This is a genomic window from Enterobacter sp. MGH 33 (genome assembly GCF_000534535.1).
Lineage (GTDB): Bacteria > Pseudomonadota > Gammaproteobacteria > Enterobacterales > Enterobacteriaceae > Enterobacter > Enterobacter hormaechei_C.
Window position 1 is genome coordinate 1,713,972 of the sequence record NZ_KI973212.1, and the last position, 19,329, is coordinate 1,733,300.

The 19,329-nt window shown below is 58.2% G+C and carries 18 protein-coding genes; 10 read left to right on the forward strand and 8 right to left on the reverse strand.

What is annotated here, in order from left to right; genetic code table 11:
* The 4 genes from galT to modE all read right to left on the reverse strand — a co-directional run bounded on the left by galT (position 1) and on the right by modE (position 4,603).
* Complete coding sequence (gene galT, locus L379_RS15790) at positions 1-1,047, reverse strand: galactose-1-phosphate uridylyltransferase (protein ID WP_017384954.1); 1,047 nt, start codon at positions 1,045-1,047, stop codon at positions 1-3.
* Positions 1,048-1,056: 9 nt separating this feature from the next.
* On the reverse strand, positions 1,057-2,073 hold the full coding sequence (gene galE, locus L379_RS15785) for a UDP-glucose 4-epimerase GalE (RefSeq protein ID WP_003858554.1): 1,017 nt from the start codon (positions 2,071-2,073) through the stop codon (positions 1,057-1,059).
* 201 nt (positions 2,074-2,274) lie between these two features.
* Positions 2,275-3,747, reverse strand: coding sequence for a molybdate ABC transporter ATP-binding protein ModF (gene modF / locus L379_RS15780; RefSeq protein WP_032653011.1), 1,473 nt, complete (start codon positions 3,745-3,747; stop codon positions 2,275-2,277).
* 67 nt (positions 3,748-3,814) lie between these two features.
* Complete coding sequence (gene modE, locus L379_RS15775; RefSeq protein WP_032653013.1) at positions 3,815-4,603, reverse strand: molybdenum-dependent transcriptional regulator; 789 nt, start codon at positions 4,601-4,603, stop codon at positions 3,815-3,817.
* Between the two features lie 127 nt (positions 4,604-4,730).
* Between modE and L379_RS15770 the strand changes: the two genes are divergently transcribed.
* The 4 genes from L379_RS15770 to modC all read left to right on the forward strand — a co-directional run bounded on the left by L379_RS15770 (position 4,731) and on the right by modC (position 7,585).
* Positions 4,731-4,883 carry an AcrZ family multidrug efflux pump-associated protein gene (locus L379_RS15770; protein WP_003858549.1) on the forward strand — a complete coding sequence of 51 codons (153 nt, stop codon included), beginning with the start codon at positions 4,731-4,733 and terminating at the stop codon, positions 4,881-4,883.
* A gap of 178 nt (positions 4,884-5,061) precedes the next feature.
* On the forward strand, positions 5,062-5,838 hold the full coding sequence (modA, locus tag L379_RS15765; RefSeq protein ID WP_017384951.1) for a molybdate ABC transporter substrate-binding protein: 777 nt from the start codon (positions 5,062-5,064) through the stop codon (positions 5,836-5,838).
* Positions 5,835-6,527 (forward strand): molybdate ABC transporter permease subunit, encoded by a 693-nt coding sequence (gene modB / locus L379_RS15760; RefSeq protein WP_003858545.1) that lies wholly within the window; start codon positions 5,835-5,837, stop codon positions 6,525-6,527. Before modA ends, modB begins: the two co-directional genes overlap by 4 nt.
* Positions 6,527-7,585 carry a molybdenum ABC transporter ATP-binding protein ModC gene (modC, locus tag L379_RS15755; protein ID WP_032653015.1) on the forward strand — a complete coding sequence of 353 codons (1,059 nt, stop codon included), beginning with the start codon at positions 6,527-6,529 and terminating at the stop codon, positions 7,583-7,585. The genes modB and modC overlap by 1 nt, the downstream gene beginning before the upstream one ends.
* Here the strand turns inward: modC and L379_RS15750 are convergent, their stop codons facing one another.
* The gene (locus tag L379_RS15750; protein ID WP_017384949.1) at positions 7,586-8,404 is read right to left on the reverse strand and encodes a pyridoxal phosphatase; all 819 of its coding nucleotides are present in this window, start codon (positions 8,402-8,404) and stop codon (positions 7,586-7,588) included. It lies immediately after the preceding gene.
* A 119-nt stretch (positions 8,405-8,523) separates the two neighbouring features.
* Between L379_RS15750 and pgl the strand changes: the two genes are divergently transcribed.
* Positions 8,524-9,519, forward strand: coding sequence for a 6-phosphogluconolactonase (gene pgl, locus L379_RS15745; protein ID WP_015571095.1), 996 nt, complete (start codon positions 8,524-8,526; stop codon positions 9,517-9,519).
* Between the two features lie 103 nt (positions 9,520-9,622).
* Here the strand turns inward: pgl and L379_RS15740 are convergent, their stop codons facing one another.
* Positions 9,623-10,906: a putative acyl-CoA thioester hydrolase gene (locus L379_RS15740; protein WP_023296146.1), complete on the reverse strand. Its 1,284-nt coding sequence runs from the start codon at positions 10,904-10,906 to the stop codon at positions 9,623-9,625.
* A 223-nt stretch (positions 10,907-11,129) separates the two neighbouring features.
* Between L379_RS15740 and hutI the strand changes: the two genes are divergently transcribed.
* The 5 genes from hutI (at position 11,130) to hutH (ending at position 17,375) form a co-directional block, all read left to right on the forward strand.
* Positions 11,130-12,353 carry an imidazolonepropionase gene (gene hutI / locus L379_RS15735; RefSeq protein WP_032653016.1) on the forward strand — a complete coding sequence of 408 codons (1,224 nt, stop codon included), beginning with the start codon at positions 11,130-11,132 and terminating at the stop codon, positions 12,351-12,353.
* Positions 12,350-13,288 (forward strand): formimidoylglutamase, encoded by a 939-nt coding sequence (hutG, locus tag L379_RS15730; RefSeq protein ID WP_017384946.1) that lies wholly within the window; start codon positions 12,350-12,352, stop codon positions 13,286-13,288. The genes hutI and hutG overlap by 4 nt, the downstream gene beginning before the upstream one ends.
* A 19-nt stretch (positions 13,289-13,307) precedes the next feature.
* The gene (locus tag L379_RS15725; protein ID WP_032653017.1) at positions 13,308-14,042 is read left to right on the forward strand and encodes a histidine utilization repressor; all 735 of its coding nucleotides are present in this window, start codon (positions 13,308-13,310) and stop codon (positions 14,040-14,042) included.
* A gap of 127 nt (positions 14,043-14,169) precedes the next feature.
* A complete protein-coding gene (gene hutU / locus L379_RS15720; RefSeq protein WP_032653019.1) occupies positions 14,170-15,858 on the forward strand; it encodes a urocanate hydratase in 1,689 nt (562 codons plus the stop codon).
* Complete coding sequence (hutH, locus tag L379_RS15715; RefSeq protein ID WP_032653021.1) at positions 15,855-17,375, forward strand: histidine ammonia-lyase; 1,521 nt, start codon at positions 15,855-15,857, stop codon at positions 17,373-17,375. The genes hutU and hutH overlap by 4 nt, the downstream gene beginning before the upstream one ends.
* A 103-nt stretch (positions 17,376-17,478) precedes the next feature.
* Here the strand turns inward: hutH and L379_RS15710 are convergent, their stop codons facing one another.
* Positions 17,479-17,955: a kinase inhibitor gene (locus L379_RS15710; RefSeq protein ID WP_003858531.1), complete on the reverse strand. Its 477-nt coding sequence runs from the start codon at positions 17,953-17,955 to the stop codon at positions 17,479-17,481.
* Positions 17,956-18,002: 47 nt separating this feature from the next.
* On the reverse strand, positions 18,003-19,310 hold the full coding sequence (gene bioA, locus L379_RS15705; RefSeq protein ID WP_047057931.1) for an adenosylmethionine--8-amino-7-oxononanoate transaminase: 1,308 nt from the start codon (positions 19,308-19,310) through the stop codon (positions 18,003-18,005).
* Between the last annotated feature and the right edge of the window lie 19 nt (positions 19,311-19,329).

Here is a 19,329-nt window from a genome sequence, read left to right on the forward strand (position 1 = left end):
TTAGACTCCTGATTCGCGGTAATGGACGTCGCTAACGGCACGCAGACGTTCTGCCGCCTGTTCCGCCGTCAGGTCGCGCTGGGTTTCCGCCAGCATTTCATAGCCCACCATGAATTTACGTACCGTCGCAGAACGCAGCAGGGGCGGGTAGAAGTGTGCATGTAACTGCCAGTGTTGATTCTCTTCGCCGTTAAACGGCGCGCCGTGCCAGCCCATGGAGTAGGGGAAGGAGCACTGGAAGAGGTTGTCGTAGCGGCTGGTCAGTTTTTTCAGCGCCAGCGCTAGGTCGTCACGCTGGGCGTCGCTGAGTTCGGTAATGCGCTGAACATGGGCTTTAGGCAGCAGCAGCGTCTCAAACGGCCACGCCGCCCAGTAAGGGACCACCGCAAGCCAGTGCTCGGTTTCCACCACGGTACGGCTGCCATCCGCCAGCTCACGCTGGGTGTAATCCACCAGCATCGGCGAACCGTTCTGGGCGAAATACGCTTTTTGCAGTCGGTCCTCACGCTCGGCTTCATTCGGCAGGAAGCTGTTCGCCCAGATCTGACCGTGCGGATGCGGGTTGGAGCAGCCCATCGCCGCGCCTTTGTTTTCGAACACCTGCACCCAGGGATAGCTCTGCCCCAGCTCTGCGGTTTGCGCCTGCCAGGTGCTGACCACCTCTTTCAGCGCCTCCACGCTCAGCTCCGGCAGCGTTTTGCTGTGATCGGGCGAGAAGCAGATCACGCGGCTGGTGCCGCGGGCGCTTTCGCAGCGCATCAGCGGGTCATGGCTTTCCGGCGCGTCCGGCGTATCGGTCATCAGCGCGGCAAAGTCGTTAGTAAACACGAAGGTGCCTTGGTAGTCCGGGTTTTTATCGCCCGTCACGCGCGTATTGCCCGGGCAGAGGAAACAGTCCGGATCATGCTGCGGCAGCGTCTGTTTAGCCGGCGTCTCTTGCGCCCCCTGCCAGGGGCGCTTGGCGCGATGCGGTGAAACTAATATCCATTGCCCGCTGAGCGGGTTAAAACGACGATGCGGGTGATCGACGGGATTGAATTGCGTCATGACAAATCCTTAATCTGGATAGCCTTGCGGATGGCGCGACTGCCAGTGCCAGGTATCCTGTGCCATTTCATCAAGCGTGCGGGTGACACGCCAGTTAAGCTCTTTATCCGCTTTGGTGGCATCGGCCCAGTAAGCCGGGAGGTCGCCATCCCGGCGGGGAGCGAAGTGATACTTCACCGGCTTGCCGCAGGCTTTACTGAAGGCATTCACCACGTCCAGCACGCTGCTGCCGATCCCGGCGCCGAGGTTGTAAATATGCACGCCCGGTTTATCCGCCAGCTGCTGCATCGCCGCCACGTGGCCGTCGGCCAGATCCATGACGTGAATGTAATCGCGCACGCCGGTGCCATCTTCGGTGGGATAATCGTTACCAAAAATCGCCAGGGAATCGCGGCGCCCTACGGCAACCTGCGCGATATACGGCATCAGGTTATTAGGAATGCCCTGCGGATCTTCGCCCATATCCCCTGACGGATGCGCGCCAACCGGGTTGAAGTAGCGCAGCAATGCGATGCTCCATTCAGGCTGGGCTTTTTGCAGGTCGGTCAGGATCTGCTCTACCATCAGCTTGCTTTTGCCATACGGGCTTTGCGGCGTACCGGTCGGGAAGCTTTCAACGTAAGGAATTTTTGGCTGATCGCCGTAGACGGTCGCGGAGGAGCTGAAGATAAAGTTTTTAACGTTGGCCGCACGCATGGCGGAGATCAGACGCAGGGTACCGTTGACGTTGTTGTCATAGTACTCAAGCGGTTTTGCCACCGATTCGCCAACCGCTTTCAGGCCAGCGAAGTGGATAACGGTTTCAATCGCGTGATCGTGAAGGATTTCAGTCATCAACGCTTCATTGCGGATGTCGCCTTCCACGAAAGTCGGCTGTTTGCCCGAAAGACGTTCAATGACCGGCAGCACGCTGCGCTTACTGTTGCACAGGTTATCAAGAATGACGACATCGTGGCCGCTTTGCAGCAGTTGCACACAGGTATGACTTCCTATGTAACCGCTACCACCTGTTACCAGAACTCGCATATTTCGCTCCATTAGGCTTATGGTATGAATTAACCATAGCATATCAGAGACGCGAAAAGTGTGACATGGGATAAAATATTGGTATCGTTTACACTGGTTTTCACACGCGCTTTTTCTCAGACTGAGAGCATTGTAGATCAAAGAGATAGAGATGTATTGTTGCAGGTTGTCTGAAAAGCGGAGGGCAGCGCCCTCCACGCGTTAATCGATTTTGCTCAGCAGGTAGCGGTATTGCTCGCGGTCAGGGACAAATTCCAGCCGATGGGTGATGCAGGACGGGGCATCTTCAGCATGGTGGGACACAAACAGCAGCTGGGTTTCACCTTCGCTAATCAGGACATCCACAAAGCGGCGGATCAGCTGACGGTTGAGCGGATCCAGCCCCTGCAACGGTTCGTCAAGAATCAGCAGCGTAGGATGCTTGACCAGCGCGCGGACGATCAATGCCAGCCGCTGCTGCCCCCACGACAGGCTGTGGAATGGCGCATCGGCGACCCGGTTATCCATACCCAGAATATCCAGCCACTGCTGCGCCAGCTTGTGCTGCTTGTCGGATACCGCCTGATAAATACCAATGGAGTCGAAGAAGCCAGAGAGGATCACGTTTCGCACCGTGGTGCTCACCCGGTAGTCCAGATGCAGGCTGCTGCTGACATAGCCGATGTGCTTTTTGATATCCCAGATGGTTTCCCCGCTGCCGCGGCGACGGCCGAACAGGGTGAGATCGTTGCTGTATCCCTGCGGGTGATCCCCGGTGATCAGGCTCAGCAGCGTGGATTTACCCGCTCCGTTGGGGCCGACGATCTGCCAGTGCTCACCAGGATTAACCGTCCAGCTGAGGTGATTAAGAATAGGGCGATCGTCGTAAGCAACCACCCCATCGCGCAGCACAATGCGCGGCTGGTCAGGGTCCAGCCCGTGGCGTGCTGAAGGCGCATCCGGCTCCGGCAGGGCAATACCGTCCAGTTTCTCGCTGTGCGCCAGCTGCGCAATCAGCGCCTGCCGAAGCAGTACGGCTTTCTCGCCGGTTTCGGTCAGGCTACAGTCCGCCAGCACGCCCGCATACTGTACGAAATCCGGGATTTCATCAAAGCGGTTAAGAACCAGCACAAGCGTGTATCCCTGCTGGTTAAGCGACGCCAGCAACGCTGCCAGCTGCGCGCGGGATTGCACATCCAGTCCGTCAAACGGTTCATCCAGGATCAGGAGTTCCGGCTCGCTCATCAGCGCCTGACACAGCAGCGTTTTGCGCGTTTCACCGGTTGAAAGGTATTTAAAGCGGCGATTAAGCAGGGCGGTAATGCCAAATTGCTCCGCCAGCTGCTGACAGCGGGCAGGATCTTTTATCTCATCCTGGATAATTTCCGCCGTCATGCGGCCGGTATCTTCTTCGCCGGGGCTGAGCAAATCGGTATTGTTACGCTGCCACTCATCGCTGACCAGCTTTTGCAGCTGTTCGAAGGAAAGGCGCGTCAGCCGGGTAAAGGTGCACCGACGTTCACCCTTCAGTTGGGTTAATTCGCCTGCCAGAGCGCGGGCCAGCGCGGATTTTCCGCTGCCATTCGTGCCCACAAACGCCCAGCTTTCTCCGGCGCGAAGGGTTAACTCTGGCAGCGATAAGGTACGGGTATCGCTAAGACGAAACGTGCCTTGCGAAATATGCAATGATGACATGTGTTATCCCATTTTTTGCAGCAACAGATGTCAGGGATACTCAGTGTAAGCAGGGTTGTCAATGCGCTTAGCACAATGTGGCGATAATTACCCTGTCTGCATTGAAATATGCGGTCACCACAGCACCTTCGTCTAATTCGGTCGCGTCGTTCACCGGAACGGTGGCGCAGAGCAACTGTCCATCCGGCAGGGTCATCAGCACTTCACATTGTTCTGCGCCGCGCTCGATGTGGCTGATACACCCGCGTAGCTGGTTGTCGGCCTCTGCGGCCTGCTCAGGGTTGAGTGCGATGCTGATCCAGGGCGCTTTGAGTAATACCAGCACCTCCTGTCCTTCGTTCAGCCCAAGGCGTTGACCACTTTGCGCGGTGATGGCGGCTTTCAGGCGCGTCGCACCGTCCGCAAGCAGGATCTCTATATGCTCCTGCACCTGCGAATGATCGCGCCCCGTCACCGTACCAAACCACTGGTTGCGGGCGCTGGTCTGCAAAGAGAAACGGGAGATGGCGCCCAGCAGGCTGTCAAGCGGCAGGTTGTCGTCATCGCTCAGCACATCAAATGCTTTTTGCTGGATCTGCGCCAGTAAATCGTAGAGCTGGATCAGACGTTGCCCGTAACGCGTCAACACGGCGCCGCCGCCGCCTTTCCCGCCGGTGGCGCGCTCAACCAGCGTGTGTTCGCTCAGGGTGTTCATGTCGTTAATCGCATCCCAGGCGCTTTTATAGCTGATACCGGCGTTTTTGGCGCCCTGGCTAATCGAGCCAGTTTGTTCTATTTGTTTTAACAGGGCGATGCGTCGCGGATCGGCGAAAAGCTTCTGCTGAAGTCGTAGGGTGAGGAGAATTTCGGCCTGCATAACAGTGTCCCGGTAAAAAGGCTATTGTGACCCAAATGCCCGGGGGCGGAAAGCGCACCGCACAAAAGGGGATGTTTTTCTTACTTTTCAGGGTAGAATAAGCCGTTCACAAGATCTGGAGAAAACCATGTTAGAGTTGTTGAAAAGTCTGGTATTCGCGGTAATCATGGTGCCAGTAGTGATGGCTATCATCCTCGGTGCCATCTACGGCCTGGGTGAAGTGTTCAACGTCTTTTCGAACATTGGTCATCGTCGTGACCAGCCTAAAAAGCAGCAATGATTTCCTCCAAAACGCCCGGCCAGCCCGGGCGTTTTGCTCTCAAGTTTATTCCTTTCCCGCCGATATCTTTTACAACGTTCCTTGAGTTTACGCATTAATGGGTACGATTTAGCGCTAGGAACGCCTGCGATATGTCGTTATATTTATTTGTATATAACGACACGCACAGGAGCTTCAAATGGCACGTTCATGGGTACGCCTTTTCGCAGGGGCAACGCTGACTCTCTCACTCACCGCCCACGCACTGGCGGATGAAGGAAAAATCACGGTCTTTGCGGCGGCGTCGCTGACTAACGCGATGCAGGATATTGCTGCGGTATACAAAAAAGAGAAAAACGTCGAGGTGGTCTCGTCGTTTGCCTCCTCGTCCACGCTGGCCCGCCAGATTGAAGCGGGGGCACCCGCGGATCTGTTCATCTCTGCCGATCAGAAATGGATGGATTACGCGGTGGAGAAAAAATCTGTTGATACGGCTACCCGCGAAACGCTGCTGGGAAATAGCCTGGTGGTGGTCGCGCCCACAAACAGCAAGCAGGACGACATCGCCATCAACAAACAGACGGACTGGACCCGTCTGCTCAACGGTGGCCGTCTGGCGGTAGGCGATCCGGAGCATGTTCCTGCCGGGATTTATGCGAAAGAAGCGCTACAAAAACTGGGTGCATGGGAGACCTTATCGCCGAAGCTGGCTCCCGCAGAAGATGTGCGTGGCGCGCTGGCGCTGGTGGAGCGTAACGAAGCGCCACTCGGGATCGTTTACGGCTCCGATGCCGTCGCCAGTAAAGGTGTGAAGGTGGTGGGCACCTTCCCGGAAGACTCGCATAAGAAAGTAGAATATCCTGTTGCGATAGTTGATGGACATAAAAATGCGACCGTGACGGCCTTTGTTGACTACCTGAAGGGGCCGGAAGCGTCCGCGATCTTTAAACGTTACGGATTTACGACTCACGAATGATATTGACCGAACCTGAATGGCAGGCCGTGCTGCTGAGCCTGAAAGTCTCTTCCCTGGCGGTTGCGCTGAGTTTGCCCTTTGGGGTGTTCTTTGCCTGGTTACTGGTTCGCGTGAAGTTTCCAGGCAAAGCCCTGCTCGACAGTGTTCTCCATCTTCCGCTTGTCTTACCGCCTGTGGTGGTCGGATATCTGCTGCTGATCTCCATGGGGCGACGCGGTTTTATCGGCGAATGGCTGTACGACTGGTTCGGACTGACCTTTGCTTTCAGCTGGCGCGGCGCGGTTCTGGCCGCGGCAGTAATGTCCTTCCCGCTGATGGTGCGCGCTATCCGCCTGGCGCTGGAAGGGGTGGATATCCGGTTAGAACAGGCCGCCCGCACGCTGGGCGCAGGCCGCTGGCGGGTATTCCTGACCATTACGCTTCCTCTCACGTTACCGGGCATTATTGTCGGTACGGTGTTAGCCTTCGCCCGCTCGTTGGGTGAGTTTGGCGCGACCATCACCTTTGTGTCGAACATTCCCGGCGAGACGCGGACCATCCCGTCGGCCATGTATACCCTGATTCAGACCCCGGGCGGCGAAGGTGCGGCGGCCCGGCTGTGTATTATTTCGATTGTGCTCGCTCTGGTCTCGCTGCTGGTGTCTGAGTGGCTGGCGCGCCTCAGCCGTGAACGGATGGGGAAATCGTGATGCTGGAACTCAACTTTACGCAAACCCTGGGCAGCCACACCCTGACGCTGAACGAAACGCTGCCTGCCAGCGGTATCACCGCCATTTTTGGCGTGTCCGGGGCGGGGAAAACGTCGCTGATTAATGCGATTAGCGGCCTGACGCGTCCCCAGTCTGGCCGTATTGTGTTAAATAACCGCGTCTTGAATGACGCGGAGAAGAAGGTCTGCCTGTCACCGGACAAACGCCGTATCGGCTATGTGTTTCAGGATGCGCGCCTGTTTCCGCACTACAGCGTTCGCGGGAACCTGCGTTACGGCATGGCAAAAAACATGGCCGGACAGTTCGATAAGCTGGTGGCGCTGCTGGGCATCGAACCGCTGCTGGATCGTCTGCCGTCGTCGCTGTCGGGTGGTGAAAAACAGCGCGTGGCGATTGGCCGCGCCCTGTTAACCGCGCCGGAACTGTTGCTGCTGGATGAGCCGCTGGCCTCGCTGGATATTCCGCGCAAGCGCGAGCTGCTGCCGTATCTGCAACGTCTGGCGCGGGAAATCAATGTGCCAATGCTCTACGTCAGCCATTCGCTGGATGAGATTTTACATCTGGCCGACAAAGTGCTGGTGCTGGAAGCGGGCAGGGTGAAGGCATTCGGCAATCTGGAGGAGGTGTGGGGCAGCAGCGTTATGCATCCATGGCTGCCAAAGGAGCAGCAGAGCAGCATTCTGAAGGTGAGCGTGCTGGAGCACCATCCGCACTACACGATGACCGCGCTGGCGCTGGGCGATCAGCATTTGTGGGTGAATAAAATCGATACGCCGATTCAGTCCACGTTACGGATCCGCATTCAGGCGTCGGATGTCTCCCTGGTCCTGCAACCGCCGCTGCAAACCAGTATCCGCAATATTTTGCGCGCAAAAGTGGCGCAGTGTTTTGATGATAACGGCCAGGTGGAAGTGCAGCTGGAAGTAGGCAACAGAACGCTGTGGGCGCGCATCAGCCCGTGGGCCAGGGATGAGCTAGGCATCAAGCCTGGCCTGTGGCTTTACGCGCAAATCAAGAGCGTTTCTATCACCGCCTGATTACAGCAGGTGGGTATAAATATACTGCGCGATGCTGTCGGTGGTGTTATCGCCAATCACCACGTCAGCGCGCGCTTTCACCGCGTCATCGGCATTACCCATCGCCACGCCCGTTCCGGACGCTTCCAGCATGCTGATGTCGTTATAGTTATCGCCGAAGGCAATTACGTCCTGCATTGATCCGCCCTGCGATTCGACGAACTGGGTCAGACGCTTTCCTTTGCTGTTGCCTTTGCGGGCGATATCCACCTGATCGTGCCAGGACCATTCACATTCCAGACCCAGCGTATGCTCGACATGTTTTGCGAAAGTATTCAGTTTGGCGGTGTCTTCATCGGTCAGGGCAAATTTCCAGATTGCGTCGACGTCTTCCGCCGCCTGGCGCAGGGAGGAAACCTGAGTGAACACCGGACGCTGCGCTTCCGGCAGAGACAGAGCCCAGTTGCTGGTGCGGATCACATGGCCGGTAGGGCGTTCATACACCATGGCGTTGTCCACATACATCAGGCCGTGAATGGCATGCTCATCCAGTAAATCAATCAATTGCAGCGCCTGCGTAACGGGAAGCGGATCGGAGGCTAAAACCTTTTTTGCCTGATAATCATACAAATAGGTGCCATTACAACAAATTGCAGGTGTATCTAAGCCCAGTGCCTGATAAAAAGGATGAATGGCTACGTGATGTCGACCCGTTACGATGAGAAGTTGATACCCCGCTTCCTGGGCTCGTTTGAGGGCCTCAAGAGAAGAGGGGAGCAGGGTTTTCTGAGGGGTAAGCAGTGTTCCGTCTAAATCCAGGGCAATCACTCGCGAGGTCATTTTTTCTTCCGGGTTAATGTTGAATTTAAGGTCTGTCGGGATGGTACACCGAGAGCGGAACCCTGCAAAATCCCGGACTACAATTCAGCATTCACCGTTAAAAATAATCAGGAGTATTCATGAAACAAACCGTTTATACCGCCAGTCCTGAAAGTCAGCAGATCCATGTCTGGCGTTTGAATACAGAAGGTTCGCTTACGCTGGTTCAGGTTGTTGATGTGCCAGGCCAGGTGCAGCCGATGGTCGTCAGCCCGGATAAACGTTTTCTTTATGTCGGCGTACGCCCGGAATTCCGCGTACTGGCATACCGTATCTCCCCGGATGACGGCGCGCTGACCTATACCGCAGAAGCCCCGCTGCCGGGCAGCCCGACCCATATTTCCACTGACCATAAAGGCAACTTTATCTTCAGCGGCTCCTACAATGCAGGCTGCGTGAGCGTCACCCGCCTGGAAGACGGTATTCCCGTTGAAACCGTCGACGTGGTAGAAGGGCTAGAAGGTTGCCACTCCGCCAACATTTCGCCGGATAACCGCACGCTGTGGGTGCCAGCGCTTAAGCAGGACCGCATCTGCCTGTTCACCCTGAGCGATGACGGCCATCTGGTCGCGCAGAGCCCGGCGGAAGTCACCACCGTGGAAGGCGCAGGCCCGCGCCACATGGTCTTCCACCCGAATCAGCAGTATGCCTATGTCGTTAACGAGCTGAACAGCTCGGTAGACGTGTGGGAACTGAACGATCCTAATGGACAGATCGAGTGCGTACAGACGCTGGACATGATGCCATCTGATTTCTCCGACACACGCTGGGCGGCAGACATTCACATTACGCCGGATGGCCGTCACCTCTATGCCTGTGACCGTACCTCCAGTCTGATCACCATCTTCAGCGTCTCTGAAGACGGCAGCGTTCTGGCAGTTGAAGGCTTCCAGCCGACAGAAACCCAGCCGCGCGGCTTTAATGTCGATCACAGCGGCAAATACCTGATTGCGGCGGGGCAGAAATCCCACCACATTGCGCTCTATGAAATCCAGGGCGTGCAGGGTCTACTGGAAGAGAAAGGACGCTATGCGGTCGGACAAGGGCCGATGTGGGTTGTGATTAACGCTCATTGATCCGTAGACGAAAAAAAACCTCGCAAATGCGAGGTTTTTTTATGCGCGGTTAATGCATGAGGTAGGCCGGGTAAGGCGCAGCCGCCACCCGGCAGCAGGCATTTTACTGCTTCGGCTCAGCAACCACTTTGCTACCCAGACCGCGGTTGTTATATTCCCACATACGGTTAAAGTTAGCGTCATTCAGGTTACGCTGCACGTTGTCTTTCTCATCCACCGTGCCGGTGTTGCCGGAGAAAGGACGTTTCGAGATCGCCGCATCCGCCCACGGTTTTGCCATGTTAAAGCCTTCGTTAATCACGCTGTCGCGGATCACGACCTGGCCGTTAGTGGCGGAGTCCACGTCCAGAGAGCGACCAAGCTGCGCCACGCCATCGCCAGCAGCAGTAAAGCGGCTATTCACGGCCAGGAAGCCATAGAACAGGTTAGACTGCGTGGCCGGGGCAAAGACGTAACCTTCCTGCTGCGTACGTGAATTCACCACGCGGAAGTCGGTGTTATCAAATACCACCGCGCCGCGGCCAGAGACCATATCCACGTCGCCTTCAATGTAGCTGTTGGTGACCAGAGTACGCGTCAGACGGTTGTTCTGAAGGGTATTCTGCACGCCGCTGTTGGTCACGAAGAAGGTGTTCTGGCGGCCCAGGATATTGACGTTGTTAATCTGTACCTTGTCGCCATCGCTACGCAGCGCCACGGCCTGATGATTACCTGCGTCAACGCTGTCGCCCAGGGTGTTCTGAATGGTCAGGTTCTGCAATTGCAGGCCATTGTTCTGTGACCAGAATACCGCCGAACACATCACGCCAATGGTGGCGGCACGCTTGCGCTGGCAGTTATCAAACATATACCACGCCGGTTTACCTGGCATGTATTTACCGGCCGGGTTCACCAGATGGCGCCAGGTGGTGCTGTCGATCTCTGAATCAATCGCCAGGCCAATTTTTACGTCGACCGCTTTTTCGCCCAGGCCGTAAAGCGTAATGCTTCCCGGTGCCGCCGGAACATAAACGGTTCCTTCGTATTCACCCGGCAGGATGGCAATGTACTGACGAGATGCGCTGTGTTTGGTAATTGCGGCATCAACGGCTGCCTGAATAGAGGTGTGTGTAACGCCCTCTGCCCCGGCCGGGCCGACAACGAAGTCTGGCTGTTTCGGCAGGTTAATAGAAGAAGGCGTCCACGGGGCTGCATTGGGATCCATCGCCGAGAAATAGTGCGCACGGGTGAAGTTCTTCGCTTCAGCCGCTGACAGGATCGGACGGGAAGCGGTGCCCGGAGCAACCTGCTCAGAAGGTTGCTGATCCGGTGGTGTTGAACTGCAAGCGGATAAAGTCACGCCAAAGGCGAGTGCCAACGCCAGACGGGAAATCCTGGAAATATTCAAGGTAATGCTCCTGGGTATGCAAGTCTTATCTGGATAGACGAAATAGCCTGCTTTTTTATACTAAGTTGAGCGAAACGGGAAGATAAAAACCGGAAAAGTTGCATTTTTGCCCGCAGGCGACGGGAAAGTCATCACAAATAAATAACATTTTCCCCCAATGCGGTTGACAGCAGGCGGCAGATGAAAATAAATGTCTATACAACCCATGACAAGTGGAAGGCACATGCAGCAGCTTCATCCCGATGATGTGATATGGCGAAATGCGCGACTGGCAACCCTGGCGACAGGTGAGGCGGACCCCTACGGCCTGAGAGAACAACATGCCCTCGTTGTGCGCGGCCAGACGATTCTGGCCATTATTCCTGAATCCGAGATCCCCTCCGGGCATCGTCAGTGTGTCGATCTCGACGGGCGTCTGGTTACCCCCGGCCTGATCGATTGCCACACCCATCTGGTGTTCGGCGGCGATCGCGCAGCGGAATGGGAGCAACGGCTTAACGGCGTGTCATATCAGACCATTAGCGCGCAGGGCGGCGGAATTAACGCCACGGTCACGGCCACCCGCAACAGTTCGCCGGAAACGCTCCTGACGGTGGCGCAGCAGCGACTCCAGCGGCTGATGAATGAAGGCGTAACGACCGTTGAAATCAAATCGGGATACGGACTGAATGCCGAAGCCGAAGAGAAAATGCTGCTGGTTGCCCGCCAGCTCAGCCTGAATAATCTGGTCGATATCAGCCCGACGCTGCTGGCCGCGCACGCCGTTCCTGCCGAGTACCGACAGGATCCGGATGCCTATCTGGCGCTGGTCTGTGAGCAGATCATGCCCACGCTGTGGCAAAAAGAGTTATTTGAAGCGGTGGACGTGTTTTGTGAAAACGTCGGCTTTACCCCGGCGCAAACCGAGCGCCTGTTCCGGGCCGCCGCCGCGCTCGGGATCCCGGTAAAAGGGCATGTAGAACAACTGTCGAATCTCGGCGGCGCGGCGCTGGTCAGCCAGTATAAAGGGCTGTCGGCCGATCATATTGAGTATCTCGATGATTCAGGTATTCAGGCGATGGCGCAAAGCGGCACGGTGGCGGTATTGCTCCCCGGCGCGTTCTATTTTCTTCAGGAGCGCCAGCGTCCGCCGGTGGCGCAGCTGAGAGAGCAGGGCGTGCCGATGGCGGTGGCTACCGACTACAATCCGGGCACCAGCCCGTTTGCCAGCCTGCATCTGGCAATGAACATGGCCTGCGTCCAGTTTGGCCTCACGCCGGAAGAGGCCTGGGCTGGCGTGACGCGGCATGCGGCGCAGGCGCTAGGACGTGGTGCGACGCACGGGCAGTTAAAGCCCGGTTATGTGGCTGATTTCGTCGTCTGGGAGGCGAATCATCCGGTTGAGATGGTTTACGAGCCGGGGCGGAATCCTATGTATCAACGCGTGTTTCGGGGGCAGGTAGCATGAAACTGTGGCATCCCGTCTCTCCGCAGGTCTGGCAGGGTCGTGACGACAGCGCCGAGTCCAGCACCGCGAAACGTCTCTTCCAGACCATACAACAGCGCGAACACTTTTCTCCCGCGCCGTCAGGCATCGCCCTGCTGGGCTTTGAATGTGATGAAGGGGTTAAGCGTAACCAGGGCAGGCCCGGTGCTGCACAGGCGCCCGATGTGTTGCGTGGCGCGCTGGCGAATATGGCGAGCCATCAGGGTCATGCGCGCCTCGTGGATATGGGCGCTATTTATGTTGAAGGCCACGCGCTGGAGGCGGCACAGCAGGCGCTGAGCGAGGCCATAACCGCGTGCCAGCAATCCGGGATGCGTACTCTGGTTTTCGGCGGTGGACATGAAACCGCCTGGGCGCACGGGCGCGGCGTGCTGGACGCCTTTCCGAACGATCGCCTTGCGGTGATCAACCTGGATGCGCACCTCGATTTACGCAAGGCCGAACGGGCAACGTCCGGCACGCCGTTCCGCCAGCTGGCGCACTACTGCGCGTCTCAGTCGCGGGTGTTTCACTACGCCTGCCTGGGGGTAAGCTGTGCGGCGAATACTCAGGCGCTGTGGGAGGAAGCTGAGCGGTTGAACGTGACGCTGGTTGAAGATCTCGATTTTCGCCGGGATGCGCTATCCGTGCTGGATAGCGTGCTTGCGCAGGCAGACCGGGTTTATCTCACCGTTGACCTTGATGTGCTGCCTGCCGCAGAAATGCCCGCCGTGTCCGCCCCTGCGGCGTTGGGGATCCCGGCGCTGGATCTGTTCCCGGTGATTGAGCGTATCTGCCGAAGCGGTAAACTACAGGCGGCGGATCTGGTGGAATTTAATCCGCACTACGATCGGGACGGACAGGGCGCTAAGCTCGCCGCCCGACTGGCCTGGCAAATTGCTCACTGGTGGGCATAACAACATTCAAGGAGTCATGATGTTTTCACGCTCGCCCCTGCCGCAGCCGAGCCCTCCCGCGCCTTTTTACGAAAAGGTGAAGCAGGCGATCAGCGAAAAAATCGCCGCCGGCGTCTGGCGCCCGCACGACCGCATTCCGTCCGAGGCCGAGCTGGTGGCGCAGTTTGGCTTTAGCCGAATGACCATCAACCGCGCACTGCGTGAACTGACCGATGAAGGGTTGCTGGTGCGTTTGCAGGGTGTCGGAACCTTTGTCGCCGAGCCAAAAGGACAGTCGGCGCTGTTTGAAATCCGCAGCATTGCCGATGAAATTGCCGCCCGCAACCATCAGCACCACTGCGAGGTGCTGGTGCTTGAGGAGACGCAGGCCAGCACCGAACAGGCCATCGAGCTGAACGTTACCGAGGGCACCCGGATTTTCCATTCGGTGATGGTGCATTATGAGAACGACATTCCGGTCCAGATTGAAGATCGCTGCGTCAACGCGGAGCGGATACCGGACTACCTGAGCCAGGATTACACCCAAACCACACCGCATGCGTATCTCTCGCTCGTCGCCCCGCTGACGGAAGGGGAGCATATCGTGGAAGCCGTGCGCGCCACGCCGCAGGAGTGCGAGCTGTTGCGTATTAAAGAGCACGATCCCTGTCTGCTGATCCGCCGTCGTACCTGGTCGTCCTCGCAAATTGTGTCGCATGCGAAGCTGCTATTCCCGGGGAATCGCTACCGGTTGCAGGGCCACTTTATGTCATAAGTTTTATAAGCGTGATCGCTAACGCAATATAGCAAAATTGTATCTTTTTTGTTAAACCCGACCTTGTGTGTGCTTGTCTATACAAGTATATCTAAATGCATCACCTGTCCCTTATGAGGAACACACAATGTCGTCAGATAAATACCGCAAGCAGGATGTCCGCGCCGCGCGCGGCACCACGCTCACCGCAAAAAGCTGGCTCACCGAAGCACCGCTGCGCATGTTGATGAACAACCTTGATCCTGAGGTAGCAGAAAATCCCCACGAGCTGGTGGTCTACGGCGGCATTGGCCGCGCCGCGCGCAACTGGGCGTGCTATGACGCGATTGTCGAGTCTTTGACGAATCTCGAAAACGACGAAACGCTGCTGGTGCAATCCGGCAAACCGGTTGGCGTATTCAAAACCCATAAAAATGCGCCCCGCGTGCTGATTGCCAACTCCAACCTGGTGCCGCACTGGGCGACGTGGGAACACTTCAACGAACTGGACGCAAAAGGGCTGGCCATGTACGGCCAGATGACCGCGGGTAGCTGGATCTACATCGGCAGCCAGGGGATTGTGCAGGGCACGTATGAAACCTTCGTGGAAGCGGGCCGTCAGCACTATAACGGATCACTGAAAGGCCGCTGGGTGCTCACCGCCGGACTGGGCGGCATGGGCGGCGCGCAGCCGCTGGCCGCGACGCTGGCGGGCGCGTGCTCCCTGAACATTGAGTGCCAGCAGAGCCGCATCGATTTCCGTCTGCGTACCCGCTATGTTGATGAGCAGGCCGACAACCTCGATGACGCGCTGGCGCGCATCAAAAAGTACACCGCTGAAGGCAAAGCCGTGTCGGTTGCCCTGTGCGGCAACGCGGCGGATATTCTGCCGGAACTGGTGGCGCGCGGCGTGCGTCCGGATCTGGTCACCGACCAGACCAGCGCTCACGATCCGCTCCACGGCTATCTGCCAAAAGGCTGGACGTGGGAAGACTACCAGCAAAAAGCGGAAACCGATCCTGAGGGCACGGTACTGGCGGCCAAACGCGCCATGGCGGAACACGTCTCCGCGATGCTGGCCTTCAGTAAGATGGGTATTCCGACCTTTGATTACGGGAATAACATCCGCCAGATGGCGAAAGAGATGGGGGTGAATAACGCCTTTGACTTCCCCGGCTTCGTGCCCGCCTATATTCGTCCTCTGTTCTGCCGCGGCATTGGGCCGTTCCGCTGGGTTGCCCTGTCCGGCGACCCGGAGGATATCTACAAAACCGACGCCAGAGTGAAAGAGATTGTCGCCGATGACGAACACCTGCATCGCTGGCTGGATATGGCGCGCGAGCGCATTAACTTCCAGGGCCTGCCGGCGCGTATCTGCTGGGTCGGGCTGGAGTGGCGGCAAAAACTCGGCCTCGCCTTTAACGAAATGGTGCGCAGCGGCGAAGTCTCCGCGCCGATCGTCATTGGCCGCGACCACCTGGACTCCGGCTCTGTCGCCAGTCCGAACCGTGAAACTGAAGCCATGCGCGACGGCTCGGATGCGGTCTCCGACTGGCCGCTGCTGAATGCCCTGCTGAACACCGCCAGCGGCGCGACCTGGGTGTCGCTGCACCACGGCGGCGGCGTCGGGATGGGCTTCTCCCAGCACTCCGGGATGGTCATCGTCTGTGACGGAACTGATGAAGCGGCCGCGCGTATCGCTCGCGTGCTGCACAACGACCCGGCAACCGGCGTGATGCGTCACGCGGATGCGGGTTACGAGATTGCCATTGATTGTGCCAAAGAGCAGGGCCTGAACCTGCCGATGATCTCCGCCACACAAGGAAAGCCTGCATGAACGCGTTAACACTTACTCCCGGCTCGCTGACGCTCAAACAGCTGCGTCACGTCTGGCGTCATCCGGTGACACTCTCCCTTGATGAAAGCGCCCACCGTGCCATTAACGACAGCGTGGCCTGCGTGGAGGCGATTGTGGCGGAGGGGCGCACCGCCTACGGCATCAACACCGGGTTTGGCCTGCTGGCGCAGACCCGCATCGCCACGCACGATCTGGAGAATTTACAGCGTTCGCTGGTGCTGTCGCACGCGGCGGGGGTTGGCCAGCCGCTGGACGATGAGATCGTCCGCCTGATGATGGTGTTGAAAATCAACAGCCTGGCGCGTGGGTTTTCCGGCATTCGTCTGAACGTGATCCAGGCGCTGATGGCGCTGGTCAATGCGGAAGTTTATCCGTGGATCCCGGCGAAGGGCTCCGTCGGCGCCTCCGGCGATCTGGCGCCGCTGGCGCATATGTCGCTGCTCCTGCTGGGTGAAGGCCAGGCGCGCTGGCAAGGGGAGTGGCTGCCTGCGAAAGAGGCGCTGAAAAAAGCTGGCTTAACGCCGATCACCCTCGCGGCAAAAGAGGGGCTGGCGCTGCTCAACGGCACGCAGGCGTCGACCGCTTTCGCGCTGCGCGGTCTGTTTGAAGCGGAAGATCTGTTCGCCTCGGCGGTGGTGTGCGGTGCACTGACCACTGAGGCGGTGCTCGGCTCGCGTCGTCCGTTCGATGCCCGCATCCACGAGGTGCGCGGCCAGCGCGGGCAGATTGATGCCGCTGCCATGTACCGCCACGTACTTACCGATACCAGCGACATTGCCGATTCGCATCACAACTGTGAGAAGGTGCAGGATCCGTATTCCCTGCGCTGCCAGCCGCAGGTGATGGGCGCATGCCTGACGCAGCTGCGCCAGGCGGCAGAAGTGCTGCTGGTGGAGGCCAATGCGGTGTCCGATAACCCACTGGTATTTGCTCAGGAAAACGAGGTGGTTTCTGGCGGTAACTTCCACGCCGAGCCGGTGGCGATGGCCGCAGATAATATCGCCCTGGCGATTGCCGAAATCGGGGCGTTGTCTGAGCGTCGAATCGCGCTGATGATGGATAAGCACATGTCCCAGCTACCGCCATTCCTGGTGCGCAACGGCGGCGTGAACTCGGGCTTCATGATAGCCCAGGTCACCGCCGCGGCACTGGCAAGCGAGAACAAAGCCCTGTCGCATCCGCACAGCGTGGACAGCCTGCCAACCTCAGCCAACCAGGAAGATCACGTTTCGATGGCCCCGGCTGCCGGGCGTCGCCTCTGGGAGATGGCCTCTAACACCCGCGGCGTGCTGGCGGTGGAGTGGCTGGCGGCGTGTCAGGGTATTGATTTGCGCGAAGGGCTAAAATCCAGCCCGCTGCTGGAGCAGGCGCGCCAGGAACTGCGCGAGCACGTTACGCACTACGATGACGACCGCTTCTTTGCGCCGGATATTGATAAGGCGATGCAGCTTCTGGAGGAAGGACGGCTGGTGGGGCTGTTACCTTCGGTGCTGTGATTTTTACCCTCACCCTAACCCTCTCCCACAGGGAGAGGGAATTGTTAGGTTTTCTCCCTCTCCCTGTGGGAGAGGGCCGGGGTGAGGGCATCAGCCCGCACGATTACGAATACATCGCCGTAATCGACGCGCTGCCCAGCGAATGGAAATGCACGTTAAAGCCTACCATCGCGCCGCTCGCCCCTTCGTCGACCTCAATCTTGTCCACATCCAGCGCGTGCACGGTGAAGATATAGCGGTGCGTTTCCCCTTTTGGCGGCGCCGCGCCGCCGTAGCCCGCTTTGCCAAAGTCAGTGCGCGTCTGAATCGCACCGTCAGGCAGAGCGACCAGATCGGAACCGGAGCCCTGCGGCAGCACGCGCGTGTCGGCGGGCAGGTTTGCCACGATCCAGTGCCACCAGCCCGACCCGGTTGGCGCATCCGGATCGTAGCAGGTCACGACAAAACTTTTGGTTCCCGCTGGCACATCGTCCCACGCCAGATGGGGAGAGATATTATCCCCCTGATAACCCATCCCGTTAAACACGTGACGTTCCGGCAGCTTTTCGCCGTCGCGCAAATCTTTACTGATGATTTTCATCCGATTTCCCTCGTTACTCACTCATTCAGAAAGTGTAACGCATGGGGTTAAATCGCGAAATGCGCTGAAGTGTTAACGGCTTCAACCACTGCCCCGGTCAGCTTGCGGAGCTGATCCGCAGAAATGCTGTACGGCGGCATGAGGTAAATCAGCTTACCGAAAGGTCGCACCCACACGCCCTGGTCAACGAAGAAGCGCTGCAACGCGGCCATGTTCACCGGATGCGTTGTCTCGATTACCCCGATGGCGCCCAGTACGCGGACGTCCGCGACGTATTCCGCCTCCGCCGCCGCGCTTAACTGCTGCTTCAGCTGCGCCTCAATCGCCGCCACCTGCGTCTGCCATGCGCCGCTTTCCAGAATGGCGAGGCTTTCGCTTGCCACGGCGCAGGCCAGCGGGTTGCCCATAAACGTCGGGCCGTGCATAAAGCAGCCCGCGTCGCCGTCGCTGATGGTATCGGCAACCTGGCGGGTGGTAAGCGTGGCGGAGAGCGTCATGGTGCCGCCGGTGAGCGCTTTCCCCAGGCACAGAATATCCGGCGCGATCCCCGCATGCTCGCAGGCGAACAATTTCCCGGTGCGGCCAAAGCCGGTGGCGATCTCATCGGCAATCAGCAGGATCCCTTCGCGGTCGCACATCTTCCGAATGCGCTTCAGCCACTCGGGATGGTACATCCGCATTCCGCCCGCGCCCTGCACAATCGGTTCGAGAATAACGGCGGCAATCTCGTGGCGATGGGCCGCCATCAGCCGCGCGAAGCCCACCATGTCCATCTCGTCCCATTCGCCGTCGAAGCGGCTCTGCGGGGCTGGCGCAAACAGGTTTTCCGGCAGATAGCCTTTCCACAGGCTGTGCATGGAGTTGTCCGGATCACATACCGACATCGCGCCGAAAGTGTCGCCGTGATAGCCGTTGCGGAAGGTAAGGAACCGCTGGCGCGTTTCGCCCTTCGCATGCCAGTACTGCAACGCCATTTTCATCGCCACTTCCACGGCCACCGAGCCGGAGTCGGCCAGGAAAACGCACTCCAGCGATTCAGGCGTCATCGCTACCAGGCGACGGCATAAATCCACCGCGGGCTGATGCGTGATCCCGCCAAACATCACGTGTGACATCTGGTCAATCTGCGCTTTCATCGCCGCGTTCAGTCGCGGGTGGTTGTAGCCATGGATCGCCGCCCACCAGGAGGACATCCCGTCAACAAGCCGCTCGCCGCTGGCAAGATGCAGCTCGCAGCCGTGGGCCGAGGCTACCGGATAGACGGGAAGGGGGCGGGTCGTGGAGGTGTAAGGGTGCCAGATATGCTGCTTGTCGAAGGCGAGATCGTCCTGGGTCATAATCGACTTGTAAACCATTTTGAAAAGTTTTAGGTTT

Excerpts from the sequence above, each read along its gene's own strand:
- hutI (WP_032653016.1), top strand. The coding sequence starts at position 11,130 with ATGCAGCAGCTTCATCCCGATGATGTGATATGGCGAAATGCGCGACTG.
- L379_RS15770 (WP_003858549.1), top strand. The coding sequence starts at position 4,731 with ATGTTAGAGTTGTTGAAAAGTCTGGTATTCGCGGTAATCATGGTGCCA.
- hutG (WP_017384946.1), top strand. The coding sequence starts at position 12,350 with ATGAAACTGTGGCATCCCGTCTCTCCGCAGGTCTGGCAGGGTCGTGAC.
- hutU (WP_032653019.1), top strand. The coding sequence starts at position 14,170 with ATGTCGTCAGATAAATACCGCAAGCAGGATGTCCGCGCCGCGCGCGGC.
- galT (WP_017384954.1), bottom strand. The coding sequence starts at position 1,047 with ATGACGCAATTCAATCCCGTCGATCACCCGCATCGTCGTTTTAACCCG.
- L379_RS15750 (WP_017384949.1), bottom strand. The coding sequence starts at position 8,404 with ATGACCTCGCGAGTGATTGCCCTGGATTTAGACGGAACACTGCTTACC.
- modC (WP_032653015.1), top strand. The coding sequence starts at position 6,527 with ATGCTGGAACTCAACTTTACGCAAACCCTGGGCAGCCACACCCTGACG.
- modF (WP_032653011.1), bottom strand. The coding sequence starts at position 3,747 with ATGTCATCATTGCATATTTCGCAAGGCACGTTTCGTCTTAGCGATACC.
- L379_RS15725 (WP_032653017.1), top strand. The coding sequence starts at position 13,308 with ATGTTTTCACGCTCGCCCCTGCCGCAGCCGAGCCCTCCCGCGCCTTTT.
- hutH (WP_032653021.1), top strand. The coding sequence starts at position 15,855 with ATGAACGCGTTAACACTTACTCCCGGCTCGCTGACGCTCAAACAGCTG.
- bioA (WP_047057931.1), bottom strand. The coding sequence starts at position 19,310 with ATGGTTTACAAGTCGATTATGACCCAGGACGATCTCGCCTTCGACAAG.
- modE (WP_032653013.1), bottom strand. The coding sequence starts at position 4,603 with ATGCAGGCCGAAATTCTCCTCACCCTACGACTTCAGCAGAAGCTTTTC.
- galE (WP_003858554.1), bottom strand. The coding sequence starts at position 2,073 with ATGCGAGTTCTGGTAACAGGTGGTAGCGGTTACATAGGAAGTCATACC.
- modA (WP_017384951.1), top strand. The coding sequence starts at position 5,062 with ATGGCACGTTCATGGGTACGCCTTTTCGCAGGGGCAACGCTGACTCTC.
- L379_RS15710 (WP_003858531.1), bottom strand. The coding sequence starts at position 17,955 with ATGAAAATCATCAGTAAAGATTTGCGCGACGGCGAAAAGCTGCCGGAA.
- modB (WP_003858545.1), top strand. The coding sequence starts at position 5,835 with ATGATATTGACCGAACCTGAATGGCAGGCCGTGCTGCTGAGCCTGAAA.
- pgl (WP_015571095.1), top strand. The coding sequence starts at position 8,524 with ATGAAACAAACCGTTTATACCGCCAGTCCTGAAAGTCAGCAGATCCAT.